Source organism: Streptosporangium sp. NPDC053982, from assembly GCF_055585205.1.
In genome coordinates this window covers 135,002-155,577 of record NZ_JBVJKQ010000016.1, presented here as the reverse complement: position 1 = coordinate 155,577, position 20,576 = coordinate 135,002, and the positions used below count along the sequence as shown (strand labels likewise).

The 20,576-nt window shown below is 75.2% G+C and carries 13 protein-coding genes and 1 riboswitch; of the genes, 7 read left to right on the top strand and 6 right to left on the bottom strand.

From position 1 onward, the window contains the following. Positions 1–132 precede the first annotated feature (132 nt). Positions 133–693, top strand: a complete 561-nt coding sequence (locus tag ACZ6W9_RS28485) for a TetR/AcrR family transcriptional regulator (protein WP_362930201.1) — start codon at positions 133–135, stop codon at positions 691–693. Between the two features lie 89 nt (positions 694–782). After that, on the top strand, positions 783–1,814 hold the full coding sequence (locus tag ACZ6W9_RS28480; RefSeq protein WP_470120481.1) for an NAD-dependent epimerase/dehydratase family protein: 1,032 nt from the start codon (positions 783–785) through the stop codon (positions 1,812–1,814). On the opposite strand, the gene ACZ6W9_RS28475 is transcribed toward ACZ6W9_RS28480, so the two are convergent. From ACZ6W9_RS28475 to ACZ6W9_RS28465, 3 genes are all read right to left on the bottom strand, one after another. Beyond that, positions 1,768–3,225 (bottom strand): glycosyltransferase family 39 protein, encoded by a 1,458-nt coding sequence (locus tag ACZ6W9_RS28475; protein WP_470120479.1) that lies wholly within the window; start codon positions 3,223–3,225, stop codon positions 1,768–1,770. The two genes, ACZ6W9_RS28480 and ACZ6W9_RS28475, sit on opposite strands and share 47 nt — an antisense overlap. A 98-nt stretch (positions 3,226–3,323) precedes the next feature. Beyond that, on the bottom strand, positions 3,324–4,004 hold the full coding sequence (locus tag ACZ6W9_RS28470; protein WP_389966151.1) for a TenA family protein: 681 nt from the start codon (positions 4,002–4,004) through the stop codon (positions 3,324–3,326). Between the two features lie 90 nt (positions 4,005–4,094). Next, positions 4,095–4,190: riboswitch (TPP riboswitch) on the bottom strand. 15 nt (positions 4,191–4,205) lie between these two features. After that, entirely contained in the window at positions 4,206–5,111 is a 906-nt protein-coding gene (locus ACZ6W9_RS28465) for a nitroreductase/quinone reductase family protein (RefSeq protein WP_389966154.1), read from the bottom strand. Positions 5,112–5,695: 584 nt separating this feature from the next. Here ACZ6W9_RS28465 and ACZ6W9_RS28460 point away from each other — a divergent pair. Then, positions 5,696–6,187 (top strand): NUDIX domain-containing protein, encoded by a 492-nt coding sequence (locus ACZ6W9_RS28460; protein ID WP_389966157.1) that lies wholly within the window; start codon positions 5,696–5,698, stop codon positions 6,185–6,187. Between the two features lie 207 nt (positions 6,188–6,394). Further along, complete coding sequence (locus ACZ6W9_RS28455) at positions 6,395–7,213, top strand: NAD-dependent protein deacetylase (RefSeq protein WP_362930330.1); 819 nt, start codon at positions 6,395–6,397, stop codon at positions 7,211–7,213. Positions 7,214–7,290: 77 nt separating this feature from the next. Here the strand turns inward: ACZ6W9_RS28455 and ACZ6W9_RS28450 are convergent, their stop codons facing one another. Then, the gene (locus ACZ6W9_RS28450) at positions 7,291–8,340 is read right to left on the bottom strand and encodes a LacI family DNA-binding transcriptional regulator (RefSeq protein WP_389966160.1); all 1,050 of its coding nucleotides are present in this window, start codon (positions 8,338–8,340) and stop codon (positions 7,291–7,293) included. Positions 8,341–8,601: 261 nt separating this feature from the next. Here ACZ6W9_RS28450 and ACZ6W9_RS28445 point away from each other — a divergent pair, with 261 nt between their 5' ends. After that, positions 8,602–9,513, top strand: a complete 912-nt coding sequence (locus ACZ6W9_RS28445; protein WP_470120476.1) for a phytanoyl-CoA dioxygenase family protein — start codon at positions 8,602–8,604, stop codon at positions 9,511–9,513. A 238-nt stretch (positions 9,514–9,751) separates the two neighbouring features. Here ACZ6W9_RS28445 and ACZ6W9_RS28440 read toward each other — a convergent pair whose 3' ends face one another. Then, positions 9,752–11,086: an acyltransferase family protein gene (locus ACZ6W9_RS28440; RefSeq protein ID WP_389966166.1), complete on the bottom strand. Its 1,335-nt coding sequence runs from the start codon at positions 11,084–11,086 to the stop codon at positions 9,752–9,754. 41 nt (positions 11,087–11,127) lie between these two features. Further along, positions 11,128–12,858 (bottom strand): serine/threonine-protein kinase, encoded by a 1,731-nt coding sequence (locus ACZ6W9_RS28435; protein WP_470120474.1) that lies wholly within the window; start codon positions 12,856–12,858, stop codon positions 11,128–11,130. A 582-nt stretch (positions 12,859–13,440) separates the two neighbouring features. Here ACZ6W9_RS28435 and ACZ6W9_RS28430 point away from each other — a divergent pair. Further along, positions 13,441–14,013 (top strand): EF-hand domain-containing protein, encoded by a 573-nt coding sequence (locus tag ACZ6W9_RS28430; protein ID WP_362930181.1) that lies wholly within the window; start codon positions 13,441–13,443, stop codon positions 14,011–14,013. 127 nt (positions 14,014–14,140) lie between these two features. Further along, positions 14,141–20,572: a type I polyketide synthase gene (locus ACZ6W9_RS28425; protein ID WP_470120472.1), complete on the top strand. Its 6,432-nt coding sequence runs from the start codon at positions 14,141–14,143 to the stop codon at positions 20,570–20,572. The last annotated feature ends 4 nt before the right edge of the window (positions 20,573–20,576 follow it).

Here is a 20,576-nt window from a genome sequence, read left to right as displayed (position 1 = left end):
ACGGCACGGCGCGGAATCGGGCGGCGGACCACGGGACCGGGCGCCGGCCGTGCCGTGGGCGGAAGGGTCACCCATCGGTTCCGCCTGTCCGTGCCCTTGCCAAGAATCGGCAGACCGGTCTATTTTCATCCCGTGGGTCAGAAAGGTGAGGAGACGCGCGGACGCCTGCTGGACGCCACCCGGGACCTGATCGAGACCGGGGGCTACTTCGGGACCGGGCTGAACCAGGTGATCGCGGCCAGCGGCACGCCCCGGGGCTCCCTGTACTTCCACTTCCCCGGCGGCAAGGACCAGCTGGTCGGCGAGTCCGTACGGCGGGCGGGCGAGGAGATCGGCCTGGCGCTGCGCGCGCTGGCGGAGTCGTCGTCCGGCACCCGCGGCATGGTCGCCGGGATGCTGGCGTTCCTGGGCGACCGGCTGGAGGAGTCGGGGTGGCGCAAGGGCTGCCCGGTGGCGACGGTGGCGCTGGAGACGGCGGCCACGAGCGACCCGCTCCAGCGGGTCTGCGCCGAGGTCTACGACTCCTGGGAGGAGGGGCTGCGCCGGCGCCTGGCCGCCGAGGGGCATCCCGAGCCCGCCGACACCGCCGTCACCGTCCTCGCCCTGATCGAGGGCGCGCTGCTGCTGGCCAGGGCCCACCGGAGCCGCGACCCGCTGGAGCGCGTCGCCCGCCGGATCGAGGCGCTGCTGTAGCCCGGACACCGTCCCGCGAGGGCCCGCTTCCCGGCGGGCCTTCTTTTCGGTCAAAAAATATGTAGACCGATCTATTTACAAGGAGTGTCATGACCTCTCATCCGCCCGACTCGGTCGTCTTCGGCGCCGCCGGCTTCATCGGACGGTCCCTCGTCGCCGAGCTGCTGCGCCAGGGACGCCGGGTGGCCGCCGCGGTGCGCGGGCCGGGAGACCGGCTGACCTCACGGCTGGCCGGGCAGGGGGTGGACACCGCGGGACTGACCGTCGTCACCTGCGACATCACCGCGCCGGGGCTGGGGATCACCGGCCTTTCCGGGGTCCGCGACGTCTACAACACCGCCGCCCGCTTCGCCTTCGGCATGGACGTGGCGGAGGCGCGGCTCGCCAACGTCACCGGCGCGGTCAACGTGACCGAGTGGGCCGCGGCCCGGACCGGCCTGCGCCGCCTGGTCCACGTCAGCGGCTACCGCGTCAGCGGGGTGGAGCCGGACTACCGGAGGCTGGGCGCGTACGAGGCGTCCAAGGCCGAGGGGGACGCGGCGGTCCGCCGCCGGGCCCGCGAGCTGGACGTCCCCCTGACGATCGTCAACCCCGCCACGGTGATCGGTCCCGGCCAGTTCATCGGCCTGGCCTCGCTGGTCCACGACCTGTGGCGGGGGCGGCTGCCGCTCCTGCCCGGCGGCCCCGGCGTCTTCGTCCCGGTCGTGGACGCCGGCCACCTCGCCCGTTTCATGGCCGCGGTTCCCGAGCACGAGGAGACAGCGGGCAGGGCGTACTGGGTGCTCGACGACGACACGCCCGAGCTGCCGGAGCTGGTCGCGCTGCTCGCCTCCCACCTGGGGGTTCGCGCCCCGCGCCGGTCGATCCCGGTCTGGCTGCTGCGGCGGCTGCCCCGGGCGCTGACCGGGGCCGACCCGGAGACGCTGTCGTTCCTGTCGGGCGACCGCTACGACACGGCCCCGGCGCGGGCCTTCGCCGAGCGGGCGGGGCTGCGCATGCCGCCGGTGGAACAGGCGCTGCGGCGCTGGGCCGACGATCTGGTGGCCGCCCGCTTCGGCGCCGGTACGGCCGGCGCTACCGGCGCGCGGCGCGCGGGGGGCGTTCGAGCAGGAGGACGGTGACGCCGCGCAGCGGCCAGGTCCGGGTCACGGTGAACCGCTCCCTGAGCAGCGCGTCGATCTTGGGGATCATCGCCGGGGCCACGCCGTTCCTGGACGGCAGCGCGGTCCCGGGGCGGACCGCCCGTCCGAAGTCGCTCCGGACGAGCCAGACCCGCTCCCCCGCCGCGTCGCCGGAACGCCTCTCGGGCGGCATGGCCCCGTAACGGGTCAGGCCCTGGCGTGCCCAGGGCACCACGTAGACGGTCCGGTCGCCGACCTCGCGCTGCGCGGCGACGATCCCGGCGGCGACGCGGTAGCTCACCTGGTGCCCCGGCTCGGTGCGCAGCAGGACCTGCTGCCGGGCCCCCAGCGCCACGGCCGCGCAGAGCCCGGCCACCAGTACGGCACGCGGCAGGCGGGCCGCCCCCAGCCCGGCGAGCAGCGCGAAGGCGGGCGCGGCGAACAGGACGTACCGGGAGCTGTACACCGGGGTGACCAGGTGGGACACCGCGACCAGGACCGGCATCGGCAGCACGCCCCACACCACCGCCCCCGCGGCGAAGGCCCGGAGCGCGGGATCACCCGCGGGCGGCCCGGCGGCCTCCCGGTCGCCGTTCCCCCGCCTTCCCCGCAGGAGCAGGACCGCCGCCGAGACCAGCCCGGCCAGGGCGACGGCCCAGCCGAGGAGCACGGCCGGCAGGTCCCCCGGCTCGGGCTGCGGCTGCCAGCCGGTGATCGCGCTGCGGACCAGGACGACGTTCTCCCATCCCGGCGCCTCCAGCCAGTTGACCTGCCCCACCTGCCCGGCCGAGATCGCCGCGACGGCGAGCGTGACCGGCGAGCCCAGCGCCAGCCACCGCAGGCAGCGCCGGGAGACGACCAGGTGGGCCGGGAGGGACAGCACCGCGAAGAGATGCGTGCAGGGCAGCAGCGCGACGGACAGGACATAGCGGCCCCAGCGCCCGGTCTCCAGCGCCCGGTGCAGGCACCAGAAGGAGAAGACCGCGGCGGCGACGGCCAGCGTGTACGGCCTGGCCTCCTGCCCGAAGCGGGAGATCGCCGGCAGCGCGAGCAGGACGGCTCCCGCGACCACTCCGGCGCGGACGCCTCCGAGCCGGCGGCCCAGATCGGCGAGCAGCCCGGTGGCGGCGGCCACCGCCAGCGCGGAGGGCAGCCGCAGCCACCAGTCGGCCGTGCCCGCCCGGGACCAGACGTACATCAGCAGGTAGTACGGCAGGAACACCGCGTCCCGTTCGCGGAGCGTCTCCCACAGCGTGTCCCAGGAGGTCACGGTCTGCGCGGTCGCCAGCTCGTCGGCCCACATCGAGGGGGCCCAGGAACCCGCGACCGTCAGCGCCAGCGCCACCGCCGCGAGGAGCAGCGGCAGCCACACCGGGGAGGCGGCCCGCCCGGCGCGGCCCCGGCGACCCACGCGATCCGCACTGTGCCCGCCGTCCGGACGGACCCGGTCTCCGGGGCGGGCGGGGTGACCCGTTCGGGGCTCGCCGTCCGGGCGAGGCTCCCGGCCGGCTATCCGAGCCACTGCCGGGTGGGCCAGGTCTCAAGCCGCCACGCGCTGTCCCAGAACATCCACTCGTACTCCGTCGCGCGGCGGAACGCCTCGTCCATGGCCTGGCGCGTCTCGGGGCCGGCGGCCCCGGCGAGCCGGTCGGTGATCGCCCTGATCTGCTCGACCGAGGCGGCGAAGGACTCGTCGGAGTAGGTGTCGATCCACGCCCGGTACGGGTGGCCGGCCACGCCCGCCGTACGGGCGAGGAGCGCGGTGCCGACGTCCTGGTACACCCAGAAGCACGGCAGCACCGCGGCGGCGAGCACGGGCAGGGGCTCCGCGAGGGCGGTCGCCTGGAGGAACGACGCGTAGGCCAGGCACGTCGGCGAGGTGGGGACCGCCGCCTCCTCCTCGGCGCTCACCCCGAACTCCTCCAGGTAGGAGGCGTGCAGGCCGCGCTCGACGGCCAGCGCCGTGTGCGCGCTCCGCGCGAAGAACATCGCGTCGCCGGGGTCGGCGGACCGCACCGAGGCCGCCGCCAGCGCCTTGGAGAACGCCGCCAGGTAACGGGCGTCCTGGACCATGTAGAACGCGAAACGCTCCCGGTCGAGGGTGCCGTCGCCGAGGGCGGCGTTGAACGGGTGGTCGTGGATCGCCTTGAGCAGCGTGGCGGTACGCGCCCAGATCTCCTCGCAGAACATCGTGTCCCCTCACTCACCGGGTCTCGGGGAGGGCGGGAGCCCGCGGGAGACCCGCGGGCGCCGCGCGCCGCGGCCGGCCGCGCCCGGGGACACGACCGGCGGTGACGTCCCTCCGCTAGTACTAGCTAGGTCAGGTTCAACGGGTGTGATCTCAGCCCGGCGCACCGGGCACCCCGCGTCGCGGTAAACCGTAACAGAGCCTCAGGAGGCGGGCGGGACGGGAGGGAACGGCATCTCGGCCAGGACGGGGAGCAACGACTCCTCCTCATGGTCGAGGTGCGCGCTCAGCTCCTCCGACAGCCGGTCCAGCTCGGCACGGAAACGGTCCGGGTCGTCGGCGGCGATGCCGTCCAGCAGGACGACCAGCTCGGCCTGGATGCGGGCGACCGTACGGTGCTCCTCGCGGAGCCGGTCGACGACGTCGCGCAGACGGGGGTGCCGGGCGGCGAGCATGGGGAGCATGTGCGCGTCCTCGTGGCCGTGGTGGGCCTCCAGGGACTGGCAGAACGCCAGGCAGTGCTGCCGCAGTTGCAGCCCCAGCCCCGGCGCGGGCGGCTCGCCCGGCCCCCGGTGGGCCGCCCGCGCGGCGAAGTGGGCGTCGGCCTCGGCGCGCACGTGCCGCAGCTGCGAGCGCAGCCAGGCGTGGATCCGCAGGAGCACGGCGGCGAGGTCGGTGACGTCGTGCGGGTCCTCGTCGGGCCCGGAGCGCCGCAGCATGACGACCGGCAGGGACCGCTCGACGCGGGCCTGGTAGTCGGCGTAGCCGGGGGCCGCGCGCACGGCGTGCTCGAACAACCGGTCCCGCTCCTCGCCCTCGGCGGGGACGGCGATCGCCCACTGCGTCTCGGTGCCGATCTCCACCCGCACCATGGGGTGGGCGAGCAGGTTGTGGTACCAGGCGGGGTGGCGGGGCGCGCCGCCGGCGGACGCGACGACCAGCAGCAGGTCGTCGTGGCGGACGTAGGCCAAGGGGACGGTGTGCTCGGCGCCGGACCGCGCGCCGGTGGTGGTCAGCAGGAGGAGGTCGCCACCCTCGAAGGGGCCGCCGACCTTCCCGCCGTTGGCCCGGAACTCCTCGATGATCGACTGGTTGAAGGACATGGGCATGCGGCGTGGGGGCCTTTCTCTCATGAGAACGCGAAGGTCGGGAACGCTGGGGTACTGCTGGGGTGCTGAGGACGCGCGGGTACGCGTGAGGAGACATGCGGAACCGCCCCGGACGACGTACGGGACCACCCCGGACGACATGCGGGACCTCGGCGGTCGCGGCGACGGCGTGCGGTGGAGGCCGGGGACGGCCGGAGTCACAGAGGCCGGAGGCGACCGGCGCACGGCAGGTGGCGCGCGGGGACGTCCGGTACGGCGCGGCGACGCCCGGTACGGCGCGCGGCGACGGTTACGTCAGATGCGGGACGCGGAGTGTGACCTCATGGCGGGATCCCTTCTGGAAGGTGCTCACCCGGCAGCCGACCGGCCCATCGCTCTTGGCCGGCGCCACGTGGCACGCCGACCATTACAACCATTCGGCGGTCGCCTGTCAACGGGACGATCACCTGAGCGGACTCCGGGTTCCCCGTGTCCGGGCGGCGGTCGTACGGCATCGGGCTCCCGGTCCGGCGACCGTGTCCGGGCGCGGCCGCACGGCATCGGGCTCCCGGTCCGGCGGCGGGACGGCCCGGTAGCCTCACCGCGTGACGACGACCAGGAACTCGCACTGCTCCTTCTGCGGCGCGGCCTACGCCCCCGGCCAGCCGTGGCCGCGGACCTGCCCGGCCTGCGGGAACACGAGCTACCTCAACCCGCTGCCGGTGGCGGTGATGCTGCTGCCGGTGGACGACGGACTCCTCGTGGTCCGCCGCGGCGTCGAGCCGCGCCTCGGGAGCCTCGCGCTGCCCGGCGGTTTCATCGACCTGGGCGAGTCGTGGCAGCAGGCGGCCGTCCGGGAGCTGCGGGAGGAGACGGGAGTCGTCGTCGACGCGGCCGATGTCCGGCTGTTCGACGTGCACAGCGCCCCGGACGGCACCGTGCTGGTCTTCGCCCTGGGGCCGCGGATCGGCGCGGCCGGGCTTCCGCCGGTCACACCCACCGCCGAGACCACGGAGTGGCTGGTCGCCGACGGCCCCCGGGAGCTGGCGTTCCCCCTGCACACGCGGGTCATGGCCGAGTACTTCGCCACCGGGTGACGCGCCGCCGGGCGATCCTGGCGGGCGCCGGGTGTGGTCCGGGCAGCCACGGGCGTGAGGCACCATGAAGGGGTGACGTGGAAGGTGGACGAGGGCCCCGGTGTCCCGACCGACGCCCTGCCCGGCACTCCGGGCGAGGCACCGGACGGCGACCGTAACCGCGGGCCGGCCGGTGCCCCGGACGGCGCGGCGAACCCCCGGTTCCGCATGCTCGCCGACCTCGTCGCCGACGGCGACGTGGTGGTGCTGAGCGGGGCCGGCCTGTCGACGGAGTCCGGCATCCCCGACTACCGCGGGGAGACCGGCCGCAGACGCCGGGCCGAGCCGATGACGTACCAGACGTTCGTCGGCAGCGCCGCGGCCCGGAGGCGATACTGGGCGCGCAGCCACCTGGGCTGGCGGCACATCGCCGACGCCCGCCCCAACGCCGGTCACCGGGCGGTCGCCGGTCTGCAGGAGCGCGGGCTGGTCGGCGGGATCATCACCCAGAACGTCGACGGCCTGCACCGCTCCGCCGGAGCGCGGGACGTGATCGAGCTGCACGGCGGCCTCGACCGCGTGCGCTGCCTGTCCTGCGGCCGGCGGACGTCCCGCCACGAGCTCGAACGACGCCTGGAAGAGGCCAACCCCGGCTGGTACGCGCACACCCGGACCGCCGTGATCAACCCCGACGGCGACGCCGTGCTCGACGACGACCTGATCGACGCCTTCCGGATCGTCGACTGCCGTGACTGCGGCGGCGTCCTCAAGCCCGACGTGGTGTTCTTCGGGGAGAACGTCCCCGCTCCCCGCGTCCAGGAGTGCTACGAACTGGTCGAGCGTGCGGGTCTCCTGCTGGTCCTCGGGTCCTCGCTGACCGTGATGTCGGGCTACCGGTTCGTACGGCGCGCCGCCGGGCACGGCATCCCCGTCGCGATCGTCAACCAGGGTCCGACCCGGGGCGACGGCGACGCCCTCCTGACGCTCGACGCGCCGCTCGGCCCCACCCTCACCGCTCTGGCCGCCGGGCTGGGCCCGGCACGGTGACACCCGGCCCGGCGTGTCCAAGCCCGGGCCGCCGTGTCCAAGCCCGGGTCGCCGTGTCCAAGCCCGGGTCGCCGTGTCTAGGCCCGGGTCGCCGCGCGGCGGCCGGCCGTACTCTCCCGGACCACGAGCCGGTGGGCCGCCACGATCCTGCGCGCCGGCCGCGGCTCCTCGGGCGCCGCGCCGCGCGCCGGTCGCCGCAGCCGGTCGGCCAGGCAGGACAGGGCCTGTCTGGCGATCTCCGGCTTGTCGGGGGCGATGGTGGTGAGGGACGGGGTGGCGTACCGGCCGTCCTCGATGTCGTCGAACCCGCAGACCGCGAGATCCCCCGGTACGGCCAGGCCGTGCTCCAGCGCCTCCCGCAGCGCGCCCAGCGCGAGCTGGTCGCTGAAGCAGAACACCGCGTCCGGGGCGTGCCCCTCCTCCAGCAGCCACCGCATCGCCCGCGCGCCGTCGGCGCGGTGCAGGGCGGTCACCGGCACCTCCAGCGCGGGGTCGCGGGGGATCCCGGCGGCGTCCAGCGCCTGCCGGTAGCCGGTCACCCGCTGCTCCGCCGTGCCGTTGGCCAGGTGCGGCTGCACGCCGACGGCCGCGATCCGGCGGCGGCCCAGTTCGATCAGGTGCCGGGTGGCGTCGGCGGCGGCCGCGACGGAGTCCACGCTCACGTGGTCGATCAGCCCTGCGGCGTCCTGCTCGCCGAGCAGGACCAGCGGCACGGCGTCGGCGCGCCGCCGCAGGTCGGCCGGGGACAGGCTCCAGGGGCTCATGATCAGTCCGTCGACGATCTGCCCCTGCATGTCGTCGAGCAGCCGCCGCTCGCGGTCGGGGTCGCCGTCGGTCTGGTCCACGAGCAGCGTCCAGGAGTGCTCCTGGGCCTCCTGGACCAGCAGGGACGCCAGCTCGCCGAAGTACGGCGAGTCGATCTCGGGGATGACCAGTCCGATCAGTCCCGACCGGCCGGCGCGCAGCTGACGCGCCGCCGCGTTGGGGCGGTACTGCAGCTCCTCCAGCGCCTGCCGCACCCGGCGGCGGGTCTCCGGGGCGACCAGCGGGAAGTCGTTGACCACGTTCGACACCGTGCGCACGGACACCCCGGCCCGCGCCGCCACGTCCTTCAGGCTCGCACCCACGGCTCCGCCTCCCCTCCCGCTCACCGGCCGCGCCCGCGCCGCCGTGTCCGGCCCGGTCCGGAACGGGCCGGTCCCGCTCCCGCGCGGCGCCGTCCCGGCGGTCCACCGCCGCGCCGCTCCCGTCGCCGCACGGCGCCGCTCCACCGCCGCGCACTTCCGGTACGGCGGGCCGCGACCGGACGACCTTGATCCAGCTAATCACTCTTGCAACGTTGCAAACAACGGGAGAGGATGATCCGGAACCGGCCGAGGAGGAGGACCATGGCGGAGACGACGAACCCCGTGCCCGCGCGGGATCGGGAATCGGCGGCGGACCGGCGGCCGGAGGCCGTCCCGGAGGGATGGCGGAACGCCGGGGTGAGCGAGGCCGACGTCGCGACCGCGCTCGGCGACCTCCACCGCGACGGGATCACCGCCCGCGCGGGCGCATTCACCGCCGAGTGGGCCGACCGGATGCGGGAGGACATCGACACGGCGTTCCGCGAGGCGCTCGCCCGTCCGGGCGGCGCGGTGGGACGCGGCCCCAACCGCTACTACGTCGAGATCCACCCCGAGCAGATGCGCGGCTTCGTCGACCTGGTCACCCACCCGTGGGTCACCGCGGTCTGCGAGGCGGTGCTCGGCCCCCGGTACGAGATCGTCGAGCTGGGCTTCGACGTGCCCCTGCCCGGGGCGGTCGGCCAGCCCTGGCACCGCGACTTCCCGATGCCCGAGGAGACCAGGGCGCACCGGCGGCTCACCTCGCTGGCGTTCAACCTGACCGCCGTGGACACCGAACCGGACATGGGGCCGTTCGAGATCGCCCCGGGTACGCAGTGGGACCACGGCGAATCGTTCGAGCACGGCATGTTCCCGCCCCGTGACGCCTATCCCCGCTACAAGGAACGCGCGGTGCGGAAACATCCGCGGCGCGGCGACGTCTCGGCCCGCTCGGCGCTGACCGTCCACCGGGGCACGGCCAACCACTCGGCCAGGGACCGCCCGGTGCTCGTCCTGGGCGTCGACGCCCCCGGCGCGGGCAACGCCGAGCGCCACGACATGGCGGTCACCCGCGGCTACCGGGACGCCCTGCCCGCCCTGGTGCGCGACCATCTGCCCTGCCCCGTGGTGGACGAGCTGCGGCCGATCGTCCAGAAGCACACGATCGAGGGCCTGGTGATGGGCGAGGCCTGAACGCGGCCCCGGCCGGATCCGGCCCCGCCCGCGGAGCCGTACGGCGGCGGCGACCGCGTAGGCCCCACGGCCGCCGGATCCGGCGCCCCCGCCGGCCGTGTCCCGGGAGCCGCATTCCGGTGGCCTCGTCCTGGGGGCGCGTTCCGGGGGCCGCATTCCGGGGGCCGCATTCCGGGGGCCGCGTTCCAGGGGCCGCATTCCAGGAGCCGCATTCCAGGAGCAGCGTCCCGGTGGCCGGTCACGACCCCGGGCGTCTCCGGAGGAACCGGAGCAGGCCCGCCCCGGCGAGATACGCCAGGAGCATCGGGACGGGCAGGCGGGCCGGGAGCGTCACGGCGGCGCCGAGCAGTCCCCCGGCCGCCAGCGCCGCGCCGGCGACCGCCGCGACGGCGCGCGGGACCCCGCTCGCGGGCCCGTCCGCGCCGGGGACCGGCCCGGCGCGCCGTTCGACCCGGCCGAACACCGCGACGAGGACCGCCAGGACCACGAGCAGGCACGCGATCCAGGGCAGGCGGAGCAGCAGCCACGACGCCGAACCGGCGGGCGGCTGCGGCATCAGGCCCGCCGGGTAGAGCGCGACGGCCGCGACCACGACGGCGGTCAGGTGCCAGAGGAAGACGGTCATGATCACGGAGTTGACCCCCACCACGACCGCCCACGGGCGGGCGCGCCGGAGCCGGCGGTCGGCGGGACCGTGCAGGAGCAGGGCGAGCCCGGTCTGCGCGGTCGCCAGGGCCAGCAGGGCGAGGGTCGGCGGAGAGGTGTTCTGCAGCCGCTCGCCGGGGACCGCCACCATGCTGACCGGGTACGGCCCCACCGTGGTGAGCAGCACCAGGACCGCGAGCCCCCCGGCCGCCATCGGCAGGGCCACCGTACGGCGGGCCGGCAGCGCCCCCTCCCGCCAGGCGATGCCGAGCTGGTGGATCGCCAGCCAGGCGAAGACGAAGCCGGCCTGGCCGAGCAGCGGCGGGCCGGACCGGAGGCGGACGGCGTCGCCCAGCCCGACCAGCGCGGCGAGCACGACCGGCACGGCGAGCCCCGCCCGGCGGTGCAGCGCGAGCATCACCGGCGTCAGGAGGACCACCGCGAGGTAGGCGACGAGGAACCACAGCGGCATGACGGCGAGCCACACGCCCGTGGCGACCGTCCCCTCTCCGGCCCCGAGGAGGACGGCGAGGAGCGCCACGGCGCTCAGCGTGAGGAGGAACACCGTGGTGGGGCGGATCAGCCGGTCGGTGCGGCCGAGGAACCAGCCCGTGGCGGTGCCGCCCCGCCGCCGGTAGGAGTCGAGAGAGGCGGCGTTCACGAAGCCGCCCACCAGGAAGAACACCGGCATGACCTGGAACGCCCAGGTCAGCGGACGGGTCCAGGGGACGGCCGCCAGGACGGTGTCGCCGCCGAACCCGCCGTGGTAGGTCACCACGACGGCCAGCCAGTGGCCGAGCACCACCGCGAGGATCGCGACGGCGCGCAGCAGGTCGAGGTGGCGGTCGCGGTGCGGCGGCGTCCGCTCCGCGGCCAGTCGGATCGCCCGGACGACGGCCCGGGGGCCGCGCAGCAGCGCAACGCACACGGCCGGTCCTCCCGTCAGGTCGCCATCGGATCGCCGTCAGGTCACCCGGGAGCCTGGAGTGTGTAGCAGTAGTTGGACTTGTTCTTGAACCGGTGGAACGCGTCCGGTTTCCGGTATCGCCATCGGCAGCCCTCGTCGAGCCGGTCGCCGGTCAGGTACATGGTCCCGCCCTTCCTTTTGACGCAGTAGGCGCCCGGGCGGGGGGTCTCCCGGTACTCCACCCATTCCCAGCCCAGCTTGACGCAGTACTGCGTGAAGTGGCCGGGGCCGAGTTCGGCGTAACGGCGCTCGGGCGGCCGGGACAGCGACGGCTTCGGCGACTTCGGCGATTCCGATTCCGGCGGGGAGGGCGGGACGGTGGTCTCGGGCGGCCTCGGCTGGTCCCGGCCGCCCGGTGTGCGGGTGGCCGTGGGGTGATCACTCACCCGGGGCCGGGGGGCACGCGTCGGCGGGGGCGGTGAGGTCCGTGGGGACCTCTCCGGGGCGGTCGCGGAAGTCGCCGTGCTGTGGAACTCCTCGGCGGGAGAACCCGTACCGAGGTCGGCGGGCGCCTCCGGCGTGACCTCCGCGGCCGCGGCCCGTGAGGTCCGGACCGCGCCGGAACCCGCTCCGGCGGAGTCTCCGCGGGGCAGCAGTACGACGCCCGCGGCCCCGGCCGCCGCCGCCGCGGCCACCGCCGCGACGGCGACGGCCACGCGTGGCGCGCGCCGTCCTCCCCGCGTGGCCGGGGGCCGTGTGCCCGCCGTCCCCGCCGTCCCCGCCGTGCCCGCCGTCCCGCCGGACGCGGGCCCGCCGTACGGCGGGCCCGCCGGAACCGGCCCGCCCGGGACCGGGAGACCGCCGGAGGCCGTCCCGTACCCTCCAGGCCCCCGGCGCCCTCCCTGCCCTCCCGGTTCTCCGTGTCCTGCGTGCGCTTCGTGTCCTCCGCGTCCTCCGCGTCCTCCGCGCACGAGGCGGGCGAGGATCTGCTGGGCCGTCGGCCGCCGCGCCGGATCCTTGGCGAGGCATTCGCGGAGGAGATCGAGCAGGGGCTGCTCGATCCCGTCCAGGACGGGCTCCTCGTTCAGGATCCGGTTGATGATCACGGGGATGGAGTCGTTGCCGAACGGCGGGCGGCCGATGGCGGCGAAGGCCATGGTGGAGGCCCAGGCGAACACGTCCAGGGGCAGACCCGGCTCGCTCGCGTCGAGTTGCTCGGGCGCCATGTAAGCGGGCGTTCCCACGATCCCGCTGGTCATCGTGCCGGTCGCGGCGAGGGAACGGGCGATGCCGAAGTCGATGACCCGCGGGCCGTCCGGGCCGAGGAGAACGTTCTGCGGTTTGAAGTCCCGGTGGACGACGCCCGCGTCGTGCAGGGCGACCAGCGCGGTGGCCGTGCCGACGGCGAGGCGTTCGAGGGCGCTGCCCGAGCGCGGTCCCTCGGTGACGACCACGTGCTGCAGCGACGGGCCCGGGACGTACTCGCTGACGAGGTAGGGGCGCATGCCGTACAGGCCGAAGTCCAGGACCTGCGCCGTGCAGAACCGGGCGACCCGCTTGGCGAGCTCCGCCTCGCGTACGAGGTCGTCGTGCACGGAGGGTTCCCCGCCCACCCGGGCGTGGTAGAGCTTGACCGCCACGCGGAGGCCGGAGCCCGTCCCCGGGGGATCCGCGGGCTCCGCGAGCTCCGCGAGGTAGACGGCGCCCTGCCCGCCTTCGCCGATCCTGCCTATGACGCGGTAGGGGCCGAGCACCGTGGGATCGCCCGGCTCCGGGGGATGGACATCCGACATCTGCCTCCGGCACCTTTCCGTCGACCGGCGAACGTACGAATCGTAAAACCCCCGGCGGGAAGGAACAGCTCTCCCGCCGGGGCGGGCTTCACCCGCTGCGGCCGTGTTCGCCGGTCATGGCGGGTTTTACGGATATGACGGCGACGCGATGTCCGGCGTGGCTTCGAGGGCCCGGCCCGGTGGACGCGGCCCCGGCGAACCGGCCCGGTCCCCCTTCCGGCCTTCCGGCCTTCCGGCCTTCCGACGCGACGCGGACAGCGCAACGCGGACGACACGACACGGACGGCACCGCATGGACGGCGCGCCACGGCGCGGGCGACCCGCCGGGCGACATATACCTTATTGGGCCCATTTACCCTGAACACCTTAAGTGCTATATAAGAAATATGCCGGAAAAGCAATTGAGAACGCCCCCGAACATCAGATCAACCGCCGTTCCGCAATACTCCCCCGAGTTTCTCTTCTCTGGCCGCACGGCCAGAATTCCCCCTCTGCGCGGATGAAGAAATGACATCCGGATCACACAAGAATGTCAGAGCAATCATTTGGGGCAGGGGGTGCCCAGAAAAGAAGGAGAAACCGATGGAACTGAACGGCAACCAGCTCCTCAACCGCAAGATCGACGTCTGCTTCGGGCACGGCGACCAGAACGGCGACGGCATCCTGGAGCCGGCCGACGCCCTGGCCCTGGCGGCGCGCATCATCGCCTACCTGGGCGAGCCCTTCAATTCCCCCAAGGCGCAGGCGCTGCTGGACGCCTTCGAGAACTTCTGGAAGCACGTCTCCGCCCGCATGGACACCAACCAGGACGGCAAGGTCACTCCCCTGGAGTGGCGCACCGGGATGATCGGCGCGTTCGCCGGTGACTCCAAGGCGTTCGACGAGGGGTTCCGCCCCCTGGCCGAGGCCCTGTGGAGCATCTGCGACCGGGACGACGACGGGACGGTCGGCCCCAACGAGTTCGCTGCCTTCCAGCGAGCCTTCGGCACGTCGCCGGCCAACAGCAGGATCGCCTTCGACAAGCTCGACACGAACAAGAGCGGCACGCTCTCGGTGGAGGAGCTGCTGGCCGCCTGGCAGGAGTACTACACCAGCCCCGACCCACAGGCCGCCGGCAACTGGCTCTTCGGTGACATCTGGGGCGACGAGGCCTAGAACGGCCCGCGCGTGAAGCTCTGACCGGACCGGGACGGGTCCCCGGCGCGGCGCGCCCGCGCCGGGGACCGCTCCCGCGTTTCCGTCGGATCTCCGCCCATGAGCGAACGCGAGCTTGGAGAACCCAGTGACTCCTCCGCTTCCTGAAGAAAGCGGCTTCTCGCTTCCCTCTGACGAGGTAGGCGACGGACAAGCCCTGCCCGTTTCGAACACAGAAATCATATCAAGGAAGCAAATTCCCCGCCGGGTGAACCCAGCAGCCCCCTCACCAGGTCCGACGGAAAGCCGATGTGAGCCGATCGCGGTAATTGGGATGGGGTGTCGTTTCCCGTCCGGCATAGACTCCCCCGACTCGCTGTGGCGATTTCTCATCGAACGCGGTGACGCGTCGGGAACGGTTCCAGACGGCCGATGGTCCCCTTATTTCAACATAAGTCCGGAAAATTCCGCTGTGCTGCGGACGACCACCGCCCGCGGCTCCTTCATTCCCGACATCGCGGGGTTCGACGCGGAGTTCTTCGGGATATCCCCGCGCGAGGCCCGGCTGATGGACCCGCAGCAGCGGATGACACTGGAGGTCGCCTGGGAGGCCCTGGAGCACGCCGGCATCCCGCCGCACTCCCTCGCCGGCTCCGACACGGGCGTCTTCACCGGCGTCAGCGCCGACGACTACGGCCGGCGGCTGCTTTCCGACCTGCCCCGGATCGAGGCGTGGACCGGCATCGGCGCCTCCCCCTGCGGGGTGGCCAACCGCGTCTCCCACGCCCTCGACCTGCGCGGTCCCAGTGTGGCCGTGGACACCGCCTGCTCGGCCTCGCTGGTGGCGATCCACCAGGCGTGCCAGAGCCTGCGGCTCGGCGAGATCCCGCTGGCGCTGGCCGGCGGCGTGATGCTGATGGCCGGCCCCGAGCTGAGCGTGGTGCTCGACGCCGCCGGCGCCATCTCCCCGGACGGGCGGTCGAGGGCCTTCGACGCCGCGGCCACGGGTTACGGGCGCGGCGAGGGCTGCGGCGTCGTCGTCCTCAAACTCCTGCGCGACGCCGTCGCCGACCGCGACCGGGTGCTCGCGCTGATCATCGGGAGCGCGGTGCTGCAGGAGGGCAGGACCCCGGGCATCATGGCCCCCAGCCGCGAGGCCCAGGAGCACCTGCTGCGCCGGACGTACCGGACGGCGGGCGTCGACCCGGCCGGCGTCGGCTACGTCGAGGCCCACGGCACCGGGACCCGCGTGGGCGACCCGGTGGAGGCCGGCGCCCTGGCGTCGGTGCTGGGCGCCGGGCGTCCCGCCGGCCGCCCCTGCCTCATCGGCTCGCTCAAGCCCAACATCGGCCACCTGGAGGCGGCGGCGGGCGTGGCGGGGCTGATCAAGGCCGTGCTGTGCCTGGGACACGGGCTCATCCCGCCGACGCCGACCACCGCCGGGCCCACCCCGGCGATCCCCTGGGAGAGCTCCGGTCTGCGGCTGGTCACCGAGGCGACCCGGTGGCCGGAAGCCGGGCGTCCCCGGCGGGCCGGGGTCTCCGGCTTCGGGTACGGCGGCACGATCGCCCACCTCGTCCTCCAGGAGGCCCCGCCCGTCCCGGGTTCCGCACCCGGCCGATCCGGCCCTGCCGCCACGTCGGTCCCCGCCCCGGGTCTCCCGGCCGCGCCACCACCCCTCAGAGATCTCCCGGCCTCCACGTCGATCCCCGCCCCGGATCTCCCGGCCGCGCCACCACGTCCCATGGACCTCCTCCCGGCCTCCGCCGGTTCCCCGGACGACACGGACGACGCGGACGACGGGGTGGTCCGGCCGTACCCGCTGTCCGGCGCCACCGGAGAGGCCCTGCGGGCCAACGCCGCCCGGCTGGCCGCCTGGCTGTCGGAACACGAGGACCCGCCGCTCGCCGCGGTGGCCTCCACCCTCGCCCGCCGCCGCACCCACCTGGCCCGTCGCGCCGTCGTCGTCGCGGCCGGGCGGGCCGAGCTGGTCGAGCGGCTGCGTTCCCTGGCGTCGGGTGACCCGGCCGCCCCGGCCGACCGCACCCCGCCCGAAACCGTACGGCCCAGCCCGAAACCCGCACGACCCGGCCCCGTGGCCGGCCGCACCCCGCCCGAACCCGTACGGCCCGCCCCGGAACCCGCACGACCCGGCCCGCGCGCGGACGTCCGGCAGGTGCGGCGCGACCCGGTGTGGGTGTTCTCCGGGCACGGGGCGCAGTGGGCGGGGATGGGCGCGGACCTGCTCGCCGACGAACCGGCCTTCGCCGCCACGCTGGACCGCCTGGAGCCGGTGTACCGCGAGGAGCTCGGTTTCTCCCCCGCCGACGCGCTGCGCGCCGCCGACCTGGGCGGGACGGACCGGATCCAGGCGCTGACCTACGCACTGCAGACCGGACTGGCCGCCGTCTGGCGTTCGTACGGCGTACGGCCCGGCGCCGTCATCGGGCACTCCGTCGGCGAGATCGCGGCCGCGGTGGCCGCCGGGGTCCTGACCGAGTCCGACGGCGCGCGCCTGGCCTGCCGCCGTTCCCGGCTGCTGCGCCGGGTCGCGGGGGCCGGGGCGATGGTGATGGTCGGCCTGTCCCGCGAGGAGACGGCCGCCCTGCTCACCGGCGACGGGAGCCGGGGCGGGAACGGGGACGGGGAGCTGTGTCCGGCGGTGTGGGCCTCGCCGTACTCCACCGTCGTCGCCGGTGACCGGGAGGCGGTGGAGCGGGCGGCCCGCCGCTGGCGCGCCCGGGGGATCGCCGTCCGCGAGGTCGCCTCCGACGTGGCCTTCCACAGCCGCCACATGGACCCCCTGGTCGCCGACCTCGCCGCCGCGGTCAAGGACCTTCCGGCGGGCCCCGCCCCGGTCCCCCTCTACACGACCGCCCTGGCCGACCCGAGGGACCCGGCCGAGCGCGACGCGGCGTACTGGGCGCGAAACCTCCGCGACCCCGTCCGTTTCGCCGCGGCGGTGGGCGCCGCCGTGGAGGACGGCCACCGGACCTTCCTGGAGGTCTCGGCGCACCCGGTCGTGAGTCACTCGATCGGTGAGGTCCTCGCCGCGGCCGGGGCGACGGACGCCCTCGTCACGCACAGCCTGCGGCGTGGCCGGCCCGGACGGCGCGTCCTCCTCGGCGGCCTGGCCGACCTGCACTGCGACGGCGTGCCCGTCGACTGGCCGGTGCTCTGCCCGGGTGACGACCTGGTGGATCTGCCGCGATACGCCTGGCGGCACCGGACGCACTGGGCGGCCCCTCCGCCCGCGACGGCCGGCGGACCGGGCCACGACCCGGACCGCCACACGCTGCTGGGCGGACGGGAGACGGTGCACGGCGCCTCCCCGGCGCAGGTGTGGCGCACCCGGCTCCGGTACGGCAACCGTCCCTACCCCGGGGAGCACCCCGTGCGGGGGACCGAGGTGGTGCCGGCGGCCGTGCTGCTCAACACGCTGTTCGCGGCGGCCGGGGAGGTGTTCGGGGGGACGCCGGACCTGGCCGGGGTGTCGTTGCGGGTGCCCCTGTCCCCCGCCGTTCCCCGGGAGGTCCAGGTGGTCTGCCAGGACGGGACGTTGAGGTTGTCCTCCCGGCTGCTCCGTGACGCCCCCGCCGGACCGCCGCCGTCCACCGGCGCGGACGGGACCGGCCGGGGCGCGGACGGGTCCCGTCAAGGAGCGGACGGGCCGGGCGGACGCGGGGAGACGGCCGACGAGTGGCTCACCCACACGACGGCGGCCGTCGTCCCGCCGGGCGGCGAGGCCCTCGGGCCGTCGTCCCCGCCCGTCCGCCGGAAGGCATGCGGTGGGAAGACGCCCGGCGGGAAAGTGCTCGGTGGGAAGACGCCCGGCGGGAAGGCGCTCGACCCGGGTCTCGTGGTCGGCCGGCTCGCCTCGGTCGGGGTGGCGTCGATGGGCTTCCCCTGGCGGATCGAGGAACTGCGCCGGGCCGGCGGCACGCTCATCGCGACGGTCACCGTCGTCCCCGAGAAGCCGGGCACCCCTGAGAAGCCGGACGCACCCGGAAAGCCGGATATTTCCGAGAAGCCGGGTGTATCCGAGAAACCGGGACACGCCGGGGACACCCGCGTCGCGGCGGTCACCGACGGCGCGCGCACCGACGCGGTCACCGCCGCTCCCGGAGAGAGCCCGGACTCCCCTGCCTGGGCCGGTGTCCTGGACGCCGCGTTCTCCGTCGCCTCGGTGGCCCTTCCCGGCCCGGTGCGCCTGCGGATGCCCGCCCACGTGGACCACGCGGCTCTGACCGGCGAGCCGCCGTCCCGCGCGGTGATCGAGGTACGGCCGACCGGCACCGGCCGCACACCCGATGGGCAGCCGTCCGGCAGCAGCGTCACACCCGCCGCCGATACGGGCACCGGGTCCGGCAACGGCATCACGCTCGCCACCGACACCGACACCGACACCGACACCGACACCGATGGCGCGGCCGTCGGCGGCACGGGCACCGGATCCGGCGCCGCCGTGGACGTCGAGATCCTCGACGGGCGGGGCGTCCCCGTCGCCCGGCTGCTCGGGCTGCGGTTCGGCGAGCCGGACGCCGGCCCGTACCCCGGTTCCCACGGCGATGGTTCCCACCGTGACACGGAGGACGCGAAGGACACGGACGGCACGGACGGCACCGGCGGCACCGGCGGCACGGCGGGCCTCGTCCATGAAGTGGCCTGGCACCCCCTTGAGGTCACCGAGCGGCGTCTTCCGCGCACCGTCCTCCTGACCGGCGCCGACCCCGCCCTCCGCGAGGCGCTGGACGCCTTCCTGTCCGGCGCCGGATCGTCCCTGGAGGTCGCCGCCGGCCCGGACGACCTCGTACGGCGCGCCGGGCGGCTCTCCGCCGCCGACGCGGTGCTCCTCGCTCCTCGCCTGTCGCCGTCCGCGGCGCCGTACGACCTGGACGCGGTCCCGTCGCCGTACCGTCCCGGCCGGTCCGCGCCGCCGGGCGATCCCGATCCGTCCGCGTGGCCGGACGGCGCCGGTCGGTCCGCGCCGCCGGGCGGCGCCGATCCGTTCGCGTCACCGGACGGCGTCCGTCGGTCCGCGTGGCCGGACGGGCTCGATCCGGCGGAGGCGGCGGCGCGTCATGCGATCCTCCTCACCGGGACGGCGCGGCTGCTGGCCGCGACCGTGCCCGTCGGCGGCCCGCGCCTGTGGTGCGTCACCCGGGGCGCGCGCGAGGCGCGGGACGAGGCGGCGCTGGCGCAGACGTCCCTGTGGGGCCTGGGCAGGGTGGTCGCGGGCGAGTACCCCGACCTGTGGGGCGGCCTCGCCGACCTGCCCCCGCGCCCCGGAAGGGACGACGTCGCGGCCCTCGCACGGCTGCTGGGCGGCCGGTGGGACGAGGACGTCATCGGCGTCGACCGCGGCGCGGCCTCCACCACGCGGCTCGTCCCCGCCGCTCCGGCCGGCGCGGCCTCCGGCGTCCGGTGCCGGGCGGACGCCACCTACGTCGTCACCGGCGGGACGGGGGCGCTCGGGCTGCGGGTGGCCCGCCGGCTGGCCGAGCGGGGCGCCAGGCGGCTGGTCCTCATCGGCCGCACCCCCCTGCCTCCGCGCGCGCGGTGGAACGGCGACGGCCATCCCGCCGTCGCGGTGGTCCGCTCACTGGAGGCGACGGGAGTGACGGTCCGGACGATCGCCGCCGACGTCGCCGACCACGACCGGATGGCCGGCCTCCTCGCGCCCGACGCCCTCGGCATGCCTGCCGTACGGGGGGTCGTGCACGCCGCCGGGGTCGTCGACGACCGGTTGCTGCGCGACCTCGACGGCCCGGCGATCCGGGCGGCGATGCGGCCGAAGGTCGCCGGGGCGCTGATCCTGCACGATCTCTACCCGCCCGGCGGCCTGGACTTCCTGGTGCTGTTCTCCTCCGCCGGGCAGTTGCTGCGGTTGCCGGGGCAGGGCGCGTACGCGGCGGCGAACGCCTTCCTCGACGGCCTCGCACGGCACCGGCGGTGCCGGGGGGACCGCGACACCGTCTCGGTGGCGTGGACGAGCTGGCACGGGCTCGGCATGTCCGTGTCGTCCGCGGTCACCGACGCCGAGCTGCGCGTCCGGGGGACCGCGGGCATCACGGCCGAGGAGGCGCTGCGGGCGTGGGACCGCGCGGACCCGCGCGCGGCGGGGAACCTGGCGGTGCTGCGCGTCCTGCCCGGCGGGGCGCGCGCCGGGCGTCCCCGCGTCCTGGCGGCGATCCCCGACGCCACCGCGTCCGGTGCCACCGGCCCCGCCGGCGAGGCGGCGACCGGCACCGGCACCGGAGACGGGGCCGGAAGCGGGACCGGAGGGGGAGCCCGGGTCTCCTGGAGGGACCTCGACGGCCCCGAGCTGCGCGCGTTCCTGCTGGCGGAGACGGGACGGGCCGCCGCCGAGACCCTGCGCGCCGAGCCCGGCGCGCTGGACCCGCACCGGCCGCTCGCCGAGATGGGCGTCGACTCCCTCCTGGCGACGCTGCTGCGGTCCAGGCTCCAGGAGCGTCTGGGGCTCACCCTGCCGGCCACGCTGCTGTGGAACCGGCCCGCGATCTCCGACATCGCCGACTACCTGGCCGAACTGCGCGCGGCCGGCTCTTCCCTCCCCTGAGACA